At 64.9% G+C, this 13,256-nt stretch carries 13 protein-coding genes; 4 read left to right on the top strand and 9 right to left on the bottom strand.

All coding sequences use genetic code 11. The features are described from left to right. Positions 1-99 precede the first annotated feature (99 nt). Entirely contained in the window at positions 100-993 is an 894-nt protein-coding gene (locus tag NKI25_RS17025) for a DMT family transporter (RefSeq protein ID WP_352593097.1), read from the bottom strand. 90 nt (positions 994-1,083) lie between these two features. Here NKI25_RS17025 and NKI25_RS17030 point away from each other — a divergent pair, with 90 nt between their 5' ends. Then, the gene (locus tag NKI25_RS17030) at positions 1,084-2,010 is read left to right on the top strand and encodes a LysR family transcriptional regulator (RefSeq protein ID WP_352593094.1); all 927 of its coding nucleotides are present in this window, start codon (positions 1,084-1,086) and stop codon (positions 2,008-2,010) included. A 230-nt stretch (positions 2,011-2,240) separates the two neighbouring features. After that, complete coding sequence (locus NKI25_RS17035) at positions 2,241-2,474, top strand: DUF2093 domain-containing protein (protein ID WP_031211156.1); 234 nt, start codon at positions 2,241-2,243, stop codon at positions 2,472-2,474. Positions 2,475-2,718: 244 nt separating this feature from the next. Here the strand turns inward: NKI25_RS17035 and lpxK are convergent, their stop codons facing one another. From lpxK to epmA, 7 genes are all read right to left on the bottom strand, one after another. Then, entirely contained in the window at positions 2,719-3,747 is a 1,029-nt protein-coding gene (gene lpxK, locus NKI25_RS17040; RefSeq protein ID WP_352593091.1) for a tetraacyldisaccharide 4'-kinase, read from the bottom strand. A gap of 1 nt (position 3,748) precedes the next feature. Further along, positions 3,749-5,065 carry a lipid IV(A) 3-deoxy-D-manno-octulosonic acid transferase gene (gene waaA, locus NKI25_RS17045; protein WP_352998798.1) on the bottom strand — a complete coding sequence of 439 codons (1,317 nt, stop codon included), beginning with the start codon at positions 5,063-5,065 and terminating at the stop codon, positions 3,749-3,751. After that, entirely contained in the window at positions 5,062-5,841 is a 780-nt protein-coding gene (locus NKI25_RS17050; RefSeq protein WP_352998799.1) for a lysophospholipid acyltransferase family protein, read from the bottom strand. The genes waaA and NKI25_RS17050 overlap by 4 nt, the downstream gene beginning before the upstream one ends. A 5-nt stretch (positions 5,842-5,846) precedes the next feature. Then, entirely contained in the window at positions 5,847-6,092 is a 246-nt protein-coding gene (locus NKI25_RS17055; RefSeq protein WP_023674378.1) for a DUF4170 domain-containing protein, read from the bottom strand. 74 nt (positions 6,093-6,166) lie between these two features. Further along, complete coding sequence (locus NKI25_RS17060; RefSeq protein ID WP_352998801.1) at positions 6,167-6,973, bottom strand: 3'(2'),5'-bisphosphate nucleotidase CysQ; 807 nt, start codon at positions 6,971-6,973, stop codon at positions 6,167-6,169. Continuing rightward, on the bottom strand, positions 6,960-8,303 hold the full coding sequence (locus NKI25_RS17065) for a TldD/PmbA family protein (protein WP_352998803.1): 1,344 nt from the start codon (positions 8,301-8,303) through the stop codon (positions 6,960-6,962). Before NKI25_RS17065 ends, NKI25_RS17060 begins: the two co-directional genes overlap by 14 nt. Before the next feature lie 167 nt (positions 8,304-8,470). Further along, positions 8,471-9,517: an EF-P lysine aminoacylase EpmA gene (gene epmA, locus NKI25_RS17070; RefSeq protein ID WP_352998805.1), complete on the bottom strand. Its 1,047-nt coding sequence runs from the start codon at positions 9,515-9,517 to the stop codon at positions 8,471-8,473. Positions 9,518-9,631: 114 nt separating this feature from the next. Between epmA and efp the strand changes: the two genes are divergently transcribed. Further along, complete coding sequence (gene efp / locus NKI25_RS17075) at positions 9,632-10,198, top strand: elongation factor P (protein WP_023674374.1); 567 nt, start codon at positions 9,632-9,634, stop codon at positions 10,196-10,198. 131 nt (positions 10,199-10,329) lie between these two features. Here efp and NKI25_RS17080 read toward each other — a convergent pair whose 3' ends face one another. Continuing rightward, positions 10,330-11,337 carry an AraC family transcriptional regulator gene (locus NKI25_RS17080; RefSeq protein WP_023674373.1) on the bottom strand — a complete coding sequence of 336 codons (1,008 nt, stop codon included), beginning with the start codon at positions 11,335-11,337 and terminating at the stop codon, positions 10,330-10,332. A 226-nt stretch (positions 11,338-11,563) separates the two neighbouring features. On the opposite strand from NKI25_RS17080, the gene NKI25_RS17085 reads away from it, so the two are divergent. Further along, entirely contained in the window at positions 11,564-12,946 is a 1,383-nt protein-coding gene (locus NKI25_RS17085) for an FAD-binding oxidoreductase (protein ID WP_352998807.1), read from the top strand. The last annotated feature ends 310 nt before the right edge of the window (positions 12,947-13,256 follow it).

Here is a 13,256-nt window from a genome sequence, read left to right on the forward strand (position 1 = left end):
CTTGTGGGGAGGGTCGCTGCGAAGCAGCGGGGTGGGGGTACGAAAAGAGCCGCTGTACAGCGGCTCTTTTCGAGTCAGGCACAGCCCCAAACCCTTTGCTCATCTCTTCAAATTCACCACGATGACGCCGCCTAGCGCCAGCGCGCCGCCGAAGATGCCAAGCAGCGTCGGCACCTCGCCCAGCCAAAAGAAGCCGATCAGCGTCGCCATCGGCGACACCAGATAGAGGAAGTTCGAGGCACGCGCCGCGGGCAGTCGGGAAAGTGCTGTTGCCCAGGCAGCGTAGGCGATGAGGCTGGGCACGATGCCGAGAAAGATGACGGCGCCGAGCCCGGCGGTGTCGGCGACCGCCGCTTGCGCCAGACCGCTCGGCAGGAACGGCGACAGGCAGAGCGCGCCAAGCACCATGTTCGAGGCCGAGATCGTCAGCGGGTGGTGGCGACCAAACAGCGGCTTCTGGACGATGGTGTTGACGGCCGAGCACAGCGCCGAGCCGAGGACAAGCAGCGCACCGCTGTTGAAATGCAGCCCTTGCCCCTCGCCCATGGCGATGATCCCGATACCGGCGAAGGACAGGAATGTGCCGGCCCAGGCCAGGCCCGAGAAGCGTTCGCCGAGCAGCGCCATGGCCATGATGGCGGTGAAGATCGGGCTGACATTGATGATGAAGCCGGCCGCACCGGCCGAAACGGTCAGCTCGCCGAAATTGAGCATCACCGTGTAGAGTGCGACGAAGACGGCACCACCGAAGACAAAGCGCCAGAGTTCATCGAGCCTGGGCAGCGCCGGCCGCTTGACCGCGAGGAAGATCGCCGCCGGAACCGCGGCGATGGCAAAGCGCAGCGCGCCAAGTTCCAGCGGCCCGAAAGCGGCAAGGCCGGCGCGGATCGCCGGAAAGGCGGAGGCCCAGCCGACCACCGTCAGCGCCACCGCGATGGCAGCCGTGGCATCCATGCGCTGTGTCGTATTCAACGTGCCGGTGTAAGCGCTCATCTGGGTGTCCTCGCGATCCAATGCCATGAAGTAGAGAAACGCTATTGCGGGTCGGTTGACAAACGAACAAATCGAGGATCACCTGTGACTATGGATCACAGCTTAGACCCGATGCTGCCGCTCGAAACGCTGCGCGCCTTCGACGCCGCGGCTCGGACCGGCAGCTTTTCGGCGGCGGCCGAGAAGCTCAACATCACCCACGGCGCCGTCAGCCGGCAGATCGCCAAGCTCGAGGGCTGGCTTGGGCTGAAAGTCTTCGATCGCGGCGCGCGCGGCGTCTCGCTGACCGTCGAAGGCAATCGCCTGCATCTGCGCACCACCGAAGCCTTTGCCCTGATCGCCAGCAATTCGGACCGTTGGGTCGAGCCGCGCGGCACGGCGGTGGTGCGGCTGACCTCGATCCCTTCGGTCAGCGGGCTGTGGCTGATGCCGCGCATGGCGGCGCTGGAGAACCACCCGTCCAAGCTGCGTATAGTGCTCGACGTCGACATCCGCCAGGGCGATCTTGCCGACGAGGGCATCGACCTGTCGATCCGCTGCGGGCGCGGCCGCATTCCGGGCCGGATCTCGGTACAGCTTTTCGAAGAATATGTGTTCCCTGTCGCCTCGCCGGAATTGGCCAGGCAGATCGGTCGCGGAGATCCCGCCCGACTGCTCGAATTTCCGGTGATCAATGATTCCGACGCTTCGGCCTGGCGCGCCTGGTTTGCGGCGCAGGAGACGGACTATCGGCCGCGGCCGCACGACCGCCGTTTCGAGGACTACAACCTCGTGCTCGACGCCGCCGCGCACGGGCTCGGTATTGCGCTGGCACGTCCGCCGTTGACGGTGGACCAATTGAAATCGGGCCGCATCGTCGCCGTAGACGAGCGCAGTGCGCTAAGCCCGATATCTTACTGGCTCGACCGGCCGCTGGGGCGCCCGCGCGCCGCCGCCGCCGAACTCGCCCGGCGCATCGCCGTCCAGGCCGGGCTGCCAGCGGAGAAGATCGAAGAGTTTATCATCGCCGAAGAATGAGATGCCTAAGGCGCGTTGCGTTCGACCGGCCTCATGCGACGCGCTTCAGGTTCTTGTGTTTATGCATGTCGCGCAAAACCGCTGCACACTTTTGCGCGACATGCATTGGCATCCGGTTTGCCGGCTTGTTCGAGCAAGTGCCACCAGAAACAGAACCAGGCAAGGCCAACCGAGCTTGACCTCGCCGCAATTTGTGGCGATGACATCGTCATGAATTTCGGCACCACCCCATGATGAACCGTTTCGAAGGACCCGGCGGCAAGGAAGCCCGCATCCGCTATCTCGACGGCGACTTCCAGGTGACCAGCCCCGGCGCCTTCGTGCGCTGCGCGGTGACCGGCGAGAGCATCCCGCTCGACGAGCTTAAATACTGGAGTGTCGCCAGGCAGGAACCCTATGTGAACGCCGCCGCCTCGCTGCGCCGCGAGATCGAAGCGCATCCGGAACTGCGCCGCCGACGCTAGTCCAGCGCAAATGGAAGCCGCCCCGTTGCGATCCTGCGCCCTCTGCCGCGGCGTCAGGCCGGCAACACCGAAACCTTTAGAGGCTATCTTGAAGCCCGCCTCGGGCTCGAAGGCGGGTCACCGGCGAATCATCACCTAGCTAAATTACTAGCATAGCTGCCGGCACAAAGCAAGAACAAAATACGTTCGACCGGCGGAAAGCTGCAAATCCAGTCCCGCATTGCCTCGGTGCTCAAGCTTCTGGTCAGCCTTTAAGCCGGCGCTGCCGCCAGGCATCCAGCGTCTCGTCCATGATGCGTTGCGGCACATGGTCGAGCTCGAAGACGGTGTCGATCTCCAGCACATCGAGCCCGTCGAGGAATTCCGGCGGCGCCGCGCCGTGACGCAGGCGGGCAGCGTCCTTGGCGGTGGTAATGAGGCCAACCCCGGCTTTACGCGCCGTCGCCGCCAATTCGGCAAGTTCGTCCTCGCCATAGAAATGATGGTCAGGAAACGATTTGGTCAGCGCAAGCTCGCCGCCGGCCTCGCGGACAGTGTCGAAAAACTTATCGGGATGACCGATGCCGGCGAACGCCAGGAACCGCCTGCCGGCCAGCGTCACCTTGCTGCTCGGGGCAGTGTGCGCCTCGAAGATCGGCCTGCCGGCGCGCGCTGCCTGGCGCACGACCGTGTCGGCCGCGGTGCCCTCGCCCATCTTCAGCAAGGCGCTGGTGAAGATCAGTTGGTCGACGATGTTTGCCCGCAGAGGCCCGCCGGGGATGACGCGGCCATTGCCGATGCCATGGCGCGCATCGACAACGACCAGCGCATAGTCGATGTGGATGCGCGCGCTCTGAAAACCGTCATCCATGATCAAGAAATCGCAGCCGAGCTTCTCCAGCAGAAGCCTGGCGCCCGCGGCCCGGTTCGGCGTCACCGCGACCGGCGCGTGTTCGGCCAGAAGCAGCGGCTCGTCGCCGACATGCTTGGCGGCGTCGTGGTGCGGATCGACGATATGCGGCTGCGCGAAGGAGCCGCCATGGCCGCGCGACAGGAAACCCGGATTGAGCTGCATGCGCCGGGCCTGCTCGGCCAGCGCGATCGCCACCGGCGTCTTGCCGGTGCCGCCGACGGTGAAGTTGCCGACGCAGAGCACCGGCGCCTCGACCTTTTCGCGCGGCGCGTGCCGCATGCGGCGACCGGCGACAAGCGCATAGATGGCGGAAAGCGGCGACAGCGCCGTGACCCGCCAGTCCGGCTCTTCCCACCAGAAGGGTGGCGCTTCCGAGGTCACGTCAGCGCCCGTTCGCGCCCTTCAGGCGCGACTTGACGACCAGCGGCTGGATATAGGGCTCGAGCGACCTGAGCGTATGCGCCAGCGCACCGCGCATCTCGTCGACCGTCGCCGCACCCGCCGCCATCATCTCATGGCGGGCCGCCTCGTTGGTCAAAAGGAAATTAACGGCGCCGGCCAGCATATCGCGGTCGCGCACCAGCTTGGCGCCGCCGCTATCGAGCAGGCGCTGATAGGCCTCGCGAAAATTCTGGACGTTGCGGCCGGCAAGCACCGCTGTCTCCAGCATGGCTGGTTCCAGCGGGTTCTGGCCGCCCTCGGAAGTCAGCGAACGGCCGACAAAGGCGATTTCCGTCAGCCTCAGATAAAGCCCCATCTCGCCGATCGTGTCGCCGAGCAGAATATCGGTGTCGGCGGTGATCCTGTCGCCCTTGCTGCGCTGCGCCAGCTTCAGGCCCATGCCGGAAATCTGGGCGGCCAGCTGCCCGGCGCGATCGGGATGGCGCGGCACGATGATCGTCAAAAGCCCGTGGTGGCGCTTGTGCAGCATGGCGTGAACTTCGGCGGCGACCGCCTCTTCGCCGTCATGGGTCGAGGTCGCCGCCCAGGTCGGGCGGCCGCCGATCTGGCGTTTCAGCGCCGCCAACACCCGCTCGTCGGCCGGCGGCGGCGCGGTGTCGACCTTGAGATTGCCGGAGATGGTGACCGGCCGGGCGCCGAGCGACAGGAAGCGCTCGCCATCGAGATCCGACTGGGCGACGACATGGGCAAGATTTTCAAACAATGCTTCGGCAATGTTGGCGCGCTTCTTCCAGGACTTGAAGGAGCGGTCGGACAGCCTGCCGTTGACCAGAACCTGCGGCACGCGGCGGGCGCCGAGTTCCAGGATGGTCATCGGCCAGATCTCCGATTCGGCGATGATCGCCAGGTCCGGCTGCCAATGGTCGAGGAAGCGGCTGACCGCCGGCTTGAGGTCGAGCGGCACATATTGGTGGATGATGCGGTCGCCCAGCCGTTCTTCGGCGACCTGCGCCGAGGTGACCGTGCCCGTCGTCAGCACGATGTTGACGCCGTAATCGAGAATGCTCTCGACCAGCGGCACGACGGCGATGGTCTCGCCGACGCTGGCTGCATGGATCCAGATCACCGGGCCTTCGGGACGCTCGCGTCCGGCGACGCCGTAGCGTTCACGCCGGCGAATGCGGTCCTCCTTGCCTCTGGAAGTGCGCCAGGCGACGTAAGGTCCGACCAGCGGGTAAGCGGCGGCCCCGGCGAAGCGGTAGGCCGTCAGGAAGGCGCGGGCCCAGCGCATACTCATTTCGAACCGTCCACAAGGCGATAGGCCTCGGCGGTCGCGGCATTGAGCGAGGCCGTGACCTCCTGGCGCTTGCGTTCCATTTCCGCGGCGTCGGCGTTGGCCGGCACGAAGACAGGCGTGCCGACGACAATCGAGGAGCGGCCGAAGGGCAAGTTGATCGTCGTCTTGTCCCAGCTGCCCTCGATCACCTTGCGGCGACTGGTGGCTATCGCGGCAGGCAGGATCGGCCGGCCGGACAGCCGCGCCAGAAGGACGACGCCGAGCCCCGCATCGCGCGGCGTGCCGTGGGGAATATCAGCAATCATGGCGACATTCTTGCCGGTGGCGAGCGACTTTTTGAGGGCGATGAGCGCCTTGGCCCCGCCCTTGTCGAGATGCCTTGCGCTTTCGCGCCCGCCAGAGCCGCGCACCGCCTCGATGCCGAATCTCTCGACCATCAGCGCGTTGAGCTCGGCATCGGCGCTGCGCGATACCATGGCAACCAGCGGCCGTCCCTTGGGATAGTAGGCCGGGGTCAGCAGGTGCTGGCCGTGCCAGAGCGCGATGATGCCAGGCTCGAGCTGCGCATAGGCGCCGCCGGAAAACTTGGCCGATCCGTCGACCATGCGGTTGGTCAAGCGGACAAGGCGGACGAAATACGCAAACAGCGCGGCAAGCGCATTCTTGACGAATCGCGACTGCGCCAGCGGTTCGCGGATCTTGCGCCAGAACGTCTTCGGCTTGCGACGTCTGACCGCCGACCGCCGGGCTGATCGCTTGACCGCTTCATGGTTCATCGATGTCAACCGACAGCCTTGTTTTCGGGGTCGAGCAGGCGGTGCAGGTGAACGACGAAATAGCGCATATGGGCATTGTCGACGCTAGCTTGCGCCTTGGCCTTCCAGACGGCGTGCGCCGATTGATAGTCCGGATAGATGCCGACAATATCGAGCGCGTCGAGATCGCGGAATTCGGTGCCGCCCAGCTTCTTGAGTTCGCCGCCGAACACCAGGTGCAAAAGCTGTTTCTTTCCGTCTTCAGCGGCCATGTCGATCCTTCACATATCGTGAGTTTGGGACAGGTCTAGACCAAAGCCGCCGACTTTGGAACTATTGATAGTGGTCAATTGTCCAGCCCGGCGATGACGCCGGCGAGCACGGCGAGGAGTTCGCCGCTGCCGGCGGCGAGCGGTCCGTGACGGATCACTTCGCCGGCATAGAGCGGCGCGCGGCCATGCCGATCGAGCAAGGCGCCGCCTGCCTCGCGCAGGATGAGATCGGCCGCGGCGATGTCCCAGTCATGCGCGTTGGCCTTGACGAAGGTGGCATCGAGCTGGCCGCCGGCGATCATCGCCAGCCGGTAGGCGAGCGAAGGAATATAGAGCACGCGCTTCAGCCGTTTGTGCCATTTCGCCGGCATCAGGTCGATCATCGCCTGCGGTCCGGCGATTTCGGCCGTTTCCGACGGCGGACGCACGCTGATGCGCCTGCCATTCAGGAACGCGCCCTCGCCCGGCAGCGCCCAATAGATTTCGCCCTTCGCCGGGCAGTCGAGCACGCCGGCAAGCGTGCGGCCGTTCTCGACCACAGCGACGCTGACGCACCATGTGGGCAGCCCTTCGAGGAAGCCGCGCGTGCCGTCGATCGGATCGACGACAAAGGTGCGGCGCGCGACGAGCCTTACCGGGTCGTCGACGGTTTCCTCCGACAGCCAGCCATAATCCGGCCGGGCCGCCAGCAAGGTCTCGCGCAGATATTCGTCAGCGGCGTGATCGGCTTCGCTGACCGGCGAGGTGCCGCCCTTCATCCACACCTGCGGATTGTTGTTGAAGTACTGCATGGCGATGAGCCCCGCCTCGCGGGCGGCATCGCGCAACAGCTGCAGGTCTTCAGTAGCGCCGGCCGAGACGGCCGGGTCAAGCTCCGGCAAGGGTCATTCCTTCGATCAAAAGCGTGGGCGCGGCAGTGCCGAAATTGCGGTCGAGATCGCTCGCCGGAACCATGTTGAGGAACATCGTCTTCAGATTGGAGGCGATGGTCACCTCGGCGACGGGATAGGCCAGTTCGCCATTTTCGATCCAGAAGCCGGAAGCGCCGCGGCTATATTCGCCCGTCACCATGTCGACGCCCTGGCCGAACACTTCGGTGACGTAGAAGCCGGTCTTGAGCGACTTGATCAGCTCTTCCGGCGTATTTTCCCCGGGCTCGATGGCGAGATTGGTCGACGACGGCGAGACCGACGAGCCGCTGCGCGAGCCGCGCCCATTGGTGACGAGGCTGAGTTCCCGAGCCGCCGAAGTCGACAGGAACCAGTGGTTGAGCACGCCCTTGTCGACCATGAACAGTTTTTCGCCCTCGACGCCTTCGCCGTCGAACGGGCGCGAGGCCTGTCCACGGCGCCGGAGCGGCTCGTCGGTGACGGTGATTGCGGCCGAAGCCACCTTCTTGCCCATCATGTCGCGGAGAAAGCTGGTCTTGCGCGCGACCGCGGCGCCATTGATGGCACCGGCAAGGTGGCCGGCAATGCCGCGCGCCACACGCGGATCGAACACCACGTCGACAGGCCCGGTCGTCGCCTTGCGCGCGCCAATGCGGCGGACAGCGCGCTCACCGGCCTTGCGGCCGATGTCTTCCGGCGCGTCGAGATCGGAAAAATGCTGGCGCGAGGAGAATTCGTAGTCGCGCTCCATGCCGGTGCCCTCGCCGGCGATCACGCTGGTCGAGCGTGAAAAGCGCGAGGCGACGTAATGGCCGACGAAGCCGTGCGAGGTGGCGAGCACCAGCCCGCCGAGCCCGGCACTGGCGCCACTGCCGGCCGAATTGGTGACGCCCTTGACGGCAAGCGCCGCCGCTTCGGCGGCAAGCGCTGCTTCCTTCAATTGATCGGCCGACACCTCGGTGGCGTCGAACAGATCGAGGTCGCGCGGCGTCTTGACCAGCAAGGCCGGGTCAGCGAGGCCTTGATAGGGATCTTCGGGCGACACCTTGGCCATGGCGACGGCACGCTCGGCCAGCATATTGGGGTCGGATGCCGCCGTTGCCGAAACGCTCGCTACCCGCTTGCCGACGAAGACGCGCAGCGAGACGTCCTCGCTCTCGGACGCCTCTGTGCCTTCGACCTTGCCAAGCCGCACCGACACGCCGGTCGAGCGGCCGCGTACCGCAACGGCATCGGCGGCATCGGCGCCGGCCCGTTTGGCAGCCTCGACCAGGGCCGCGACGCGATCGGTCAGTTTCGCTGCGTCGAGCGTATCGGTCATGCGCATGATCCTGTTATTTCCGGCCGGCTGAAGGGCAGCCGCTGCTGCACCATCTATTGTCCCGATGCGCCTTCTGCAATGGCGAAGCGGGCAAACCGGGTGCATCAAGCGCCGAAACAGGACCGCAGGCCGCAGGCGGATGAACGGCGAGCGAGGTCGACAATCCCTCAGGAAGCGGCCACCGGCGTCCAGATCACGTCGTCGATCCTGAGCGCGCCGGTGGCAAGCATCACCAGCCGGTCGAAGCCGAGCGCGGCGCCGCTCGCCTGCGGCATGATGGCGAGCGCGGCGAGGAAGTCCTCGTCGATCGGGTAGCGTTCGCCATAGACGCGCTGCTTCTCATCCATTTCTGCGGCAAAGCGCAGGCGCTGCTCGGCCGGATCGGTCAACTCGCCAAAGGCGTTGGCGAGTTCGACGCCGCAGCAATAGAGCTCGAAGCGCTCGGCGGTGCGCGGATCGTCGGCGCTCGGCCGGGCCAATGCCGCCTCCGAGATCGGATATCCGAAAAGAATGGTGTTGCGCCCCTGCCCAAGCGCCGGCTCGATTTTTTCGACCATCACCCGGCTGAACAGGTCGGCCCAATTGTCGTCGGGCGCGGTCCGCAATCCGGCCTGGACCAGGGCGGCATGCAACCCCGCGCGGTCGGTGCTGCCATCGGCTGCAACCGTCGCCAGCAGATCGATGCCGGCATGGCGCATGAAAGCTTCGGCGACGCTCAACCGTTCCGGCTCGGCGAACGGATCGGCTTCACGGCCGCGGAAGCTAAAACGCTTCGCTCCGGCCCGTTCGGCCGCCAGCGCTACGAGCTCGGCGCAATCGCGCATCAGGCTCTCATAGGTCTCGCCGACGCGGTACCATTCGAGCATAGTGAACTCAGGATGGTGCAAGGGGCCGCGCTCGCGGTTGCGCCAGACAGCCCCGAGGCTGAAGATGCGCTCCTCGCCGGCGGCAAGCAGCTTCTTGCAGGCGAATTCCGGCGACGTGTGGAGGTAGAGCGGCTGGCGCTGCCCGTCCGGCCCGATCGCCTCGGTGGCAAAGGCCGACAGGTGCGCTTCATTGCCGGGCGAGACCTGCAGGGCCGATGTCTCCACCTCGACGAAGTCGCGGCGGGCGAACCAGTCGCGCATCCCGGCGGCAATGGCATTGCGCAGGATCAGCCGCGGCCGGCGGTCGGCGTGGACATGCGGCGTCCACCACGGCGAGGCGGCGGTCATCGGCTTCAGGGGAATTGCACAGAGGGCTGGCGATTGCGGCCAAGATGCGCTAGGCCGCACGCAACGGCCTCTCCAGCCGATTTGCGCCAACAAATTTTATCAGGATGGAAACCCGTGAAGGTCATCGCCAGCTCCTTACGCAAAGGCAACGTCGTCGAAAAGGACGGCAAGCTTTATGTGATCCTCTTTGCCGAAAACATTCATCCTGGCAAGGGTACGCCGGTCACCCAGCTCGACATGCGGCGTATCTCCGACGGGGTAAAGGTTTCCGAGCGTTACCGCACCACCGAGCAGGTCGAGCGCGCCTATGTCGAGGAGCGCGAGCACACGTTCCTCTACCGTGACGGCGAAGGCTTTCACTTCATGAATCCGGAGACTTACGACCAGGTCGCGGTGCCGGAAAGCGTGGTCGGCGACATGGCGCCCTATCTGGTGGAAGGCATGCCGGTGCAGATCTCGCAATACAACAACATCGCCATCTCGCTGGTACTGCCGCAGCGCGCCACTTTCGAGGTGGTCGAGACCGAGCCGGTGACCAAGGGCCAGACGGCGTCCTCGTCCTACAAGCCGGCGACGCTGTCCAACGGCGTGCGTACCCTGGTGCCACCACACATCAGCGCCGGCACCCGCGTGGTGGTGATGACGGCCGATGGCGCCTATGTCGAGCGCGCGAAGGATTGAGGCGCGAAGTCTGACACGCCTCGCCGAACGCGTCGCGGCGGCCGGTCATCGTCTACCGCTTTGTGCCAGGGGCTTTCGAGCATTGGGACGCTGCACGCAGACCGAAGCGTCAACGCCCTGCCAGTTCTTTCCTATTGCACGACGCCAGCGGGCAATCTTTGAGCCTCGAGCAACGCCGACCGTCCCTTTCGCCAGGTACCAGGTGGAATGCCGACGAACTTTTTGAAGGCGCGATTGAAGGCGGCTTCCGACTCGTAGCCGACCTCGGCACCCGCTTGCGCGATGCTCATTTCGGGCCGTTCGAGCAGACGTCCTGCCAGTTGCAGACGCCAGCGAGCAAGATAGTGCATCGGCGAGACCTCGACATAGTGGGTAAAGCGGCTCGCAAACGCCGTGCGCGAGAGCCCTACTTCGCGGGCGAGCCGGTCCAATGTCCATTCCTCCCTGGGGCGAGCGTGGATGAGCCGGAGCGCCTCGCCGACATGTGGATCCCGTAGGCCTGACAGCCAGCCGCGCGAATCGTCGGGGAGGGTCTCGAGATGACGGCGGATGATCTCGACAAACATCAGCTCGCTCAGCTTGGCGAGTATCGTTTCACAGCCCGCCCGCCCACTGCCACCTTCGGCCAGCGCCAGCCGAAAAAGGTCGATAACCCAACTGCTTCCATCGGCGGGCTTGCGGGCACACAGGATGGCCGGCAATGCGGCGAGGAGAGGATTGAAGGGACGTGCATCGCAGCCAAGATACCCGCAAATGAACCGGGTCCGCTCGTCTCCGCCGCCACCATGGATCACCGCGAACGGCAGGCTCTCGTCTATCGGCCGATAATACATCGCCATATTGGGTTCGCCCCGCGCCCCCGGCGACGAGCTCAACACGTTCGGAACACCACCGGGGAAGACAACGACATCACCGGCGTTGACGAGCACCGGCGGCACCGAATCGTCTCCCAGCGCGGCCCAGCACGAGCCCGACATCACGGCATGAAAAGAAATGATGTGCTCTGCCTCCGGCATGACGGCGGCGGCAATGTCGGCCGTGCCCGGCGACTCGCCAACCCAGGGAGAGCTGGCGTCGACGTCGAAATAGATCGCACCGGTGAGGCGAACGGCTCGGAGCACATCGGAAAGGACATCCATGCACTACACCTCCGGAAACGATCGGCTACTCCCTTTGACAACGAGTTTTTCCGCCAGACATCTCGAACTATCCGGCAATATGACCGCCCGGGCAACTATCCATCCGGTCTAATCCTACTCTGAACGATCGGGCAACAGAAATGGACGACGTGACATTTGCGGGAACAGCGGACGGGATTAGCGTTTCATCGGCCGGCCGACAGGTCCAATAACAGGGAGGAATGTCATGAACGATGAAGACATCACCAAATTCGCAGCAAGCCTGCGAGGCGAAGTCATCCGCGCCGGCGACGCCCGCTATGACGGGGCCCGCAAGCTCTACAACGGCATGATCGACAAGCGGCCGCTGATCATCGCCCGCTGTGTCGACGTCGCCGACGTAATCACAGCGGTAAATTTCGGCCGCGATAACAATTTGCTGGTTGCGGTACGTGGCGGCGGCCATAACGGACCAGGATTGGGGAGCTGCGACGACGGTCTGGTGATCGACCTGTCGGCGATGAACGGCGTGCGCGTCGATCCGGATGCCCGCACGGCGCGGGTAGGCCCGGGCTGTACTCAGGGCGACCTCGACCATGCCACCCATGCCTTTGGCCTGGCCGTACCGGCGGGCATCATCTCGACCACCGGGGTCGCCGGACTGACGCTGAGCGGCGGCCATGGCTATCTGACGCGCAAATATGGCCTGACCATCGACAATCTGATCGAGGCCGATGTCGTGCTTGCCGATGGAAGCTTCGTAACCGCCAGCAAGGAGCGTAACCCCAACCTGTTCTGGGCGCTTCGCGGCGGCGGCGGCAATTTCGGCATCGTCACCAGCTTTGTGTTCAAGCTCCACCAGGTCAGCGTGGTCTTTGCGGGGCCGATCGCATGGGATCAGCGCCACGCCCGCACCATCATGCAGCATTATCGCGAGTTCCTGCCGAACGCGCCCGAAGAACTCGGGATCTTTCTCGGGCTCAAGACCGTCCTCTCGAGCGCACCCTTCCCGGAAGAGTTTTGGGGAAAGCGGATGTGTCTGCTGATGTGCTGCTACAACGGCCCGGAGGAAAAGGGCAGAGAGGCGCTGGCCCCGCTGCTCGATGCGCTGCCCGCGCCCTGGTTCAACTGGATGGGAACGATGTCCTATCCCGCGGTGCAGAGCATGTTCGATGGGCTCTACCCGAAGGGAATGCAGTGGTACTGGCGGGGCGATTTCGTCAAGACGCTGTCCGACGAGGCGATCGACGCCCATCTCGAGCAGGCGGCGAAGACGCCGAGCGAGCTATCGCTCATGCACCTCTATCCGATCGATGGTGCGGTCCATCGCGTCGGCAAAGACGAGACACCCTGGAATTATCGCGATGCGACCTGGTCGATGGTCATCGCCGGGATCGATCCGGACCCACAGAAAGCGGGGCCGGTGACGCGCTGGACCAAGGCCTACTGGGAGGCCGTGCATCCGTTCGACCTGGGTGGCGCCTACCTGAACTTCATGATGGATGACGAGGGCGATGCAAGGCTCAAGGCGGCTTATGGCGACAACTATGAGCGCCTGGCTACGCTGAAGAAGAAATACGACCCAAACAACCTCTTCCGGGTGAACCAAAACATCCGGCCGGCTGCTTGACGGCGGCGACCGGCCAGGCCGGCAAGTGTCGTACCGGTTGCGGGCCAGCTAAGCCTCGGCCGGTACGATAAGGCGGCCGGTCAGGGCGCTCGCTGGCCGGCAAGCGGGATACTCGGCCGCGCTCGCCGACCGTGTTCCATGAGCGATGTCCGGCATGCGTCAAAAGCGGTCGGCCCGCACCCTTAGGGTTCACCCGTAGCCCCGCTTCAACCGGCAAGTCCGGGAGTAGGCCTCGCGGTCAACGCGTTATGCCTCAACGACTGCTTCTCGCCAGGCCGATCGCGCCAGCAGCCACCGATAGTTTACGCCT

The sequence above is a fragment of the Mesorhizobium sp. M0808 genome (genome assembly GCF_040320025.1).
Lineage (GTDB): Bacteria > Pseudomonadota > Alphaproteobacteria > Rhizobiales > Rhizobiaceae > Mesorhizobium.

Coding starts and splice junctions, on each gene's coding strand:
- NKI25_RS17025 (WP_352593097.1), bottom strand. CDS start 993: ATGAGCGCTTACACCGGCACGTTGAATACGACACAGCGCATGGATGCC.
- NKI25_RS17030 (WP_352593094.1), top strand. CDS start 1,084: ATGGATCACAGCTTAGACCCGATGCTGCCGCTCGAAACGCTGCGCGCC.
- NKI25_RS17035 (WP_031211156.1), top strand. CDS start 2,241: ATGATGAACCGTTTCGAAGGACCCGGCGGCAAGGAAGCCCGCATCCGC.
- waaA (WP_352998798.1), bottom strand. CDS start 5,065: ATGAGTATGCGCTGGGCCCGCGCCTTCCTGACGGCCTACCGCTTCGCC.
- NKI25_RS17050 (WP_352998799.1), bottom strand. CDS start 5,841: ATGAACCATGAAGCGGTCAAGCGATCAGCCCGGCGGTCGGCGGTCAGA.
- NKI25_RS17055 (WP_023674378.1), bottom strand. CDS start 6,092: ATGGCCGCTGAAGACGGAAAGAAACAGCTTTTGCACCTGGTGTTCGGC.
- NKI25_RS17065 (WP_352998803.1), bottom strand. CDS start 8,303: ATGACCGATACGCTCGACGCAGCGAAACTGACCGATCGCGTCGCGGCC.
- epmA (WP_352998805.1), bottom strand. CDS start 9,517: ATGACCGCCGCCTCGCCGTGGTGGACGCCGCATGTCCACGCCGACCGC.
- NKI25_RS17080 (WP_023674373.1), bottom strand. CDS start 11,337: ATGGATGTCCTTTCCGATGTGCTCCGAGCCGTTCGCCTCACCGGTGCG.
- NKI25_RS17085 (WP_352998807.1), top strand. CDS start 11,564: ATGAACGATGAAGACATCACCAAATTCGCAGCAAGCCTGCGAGGCGAA.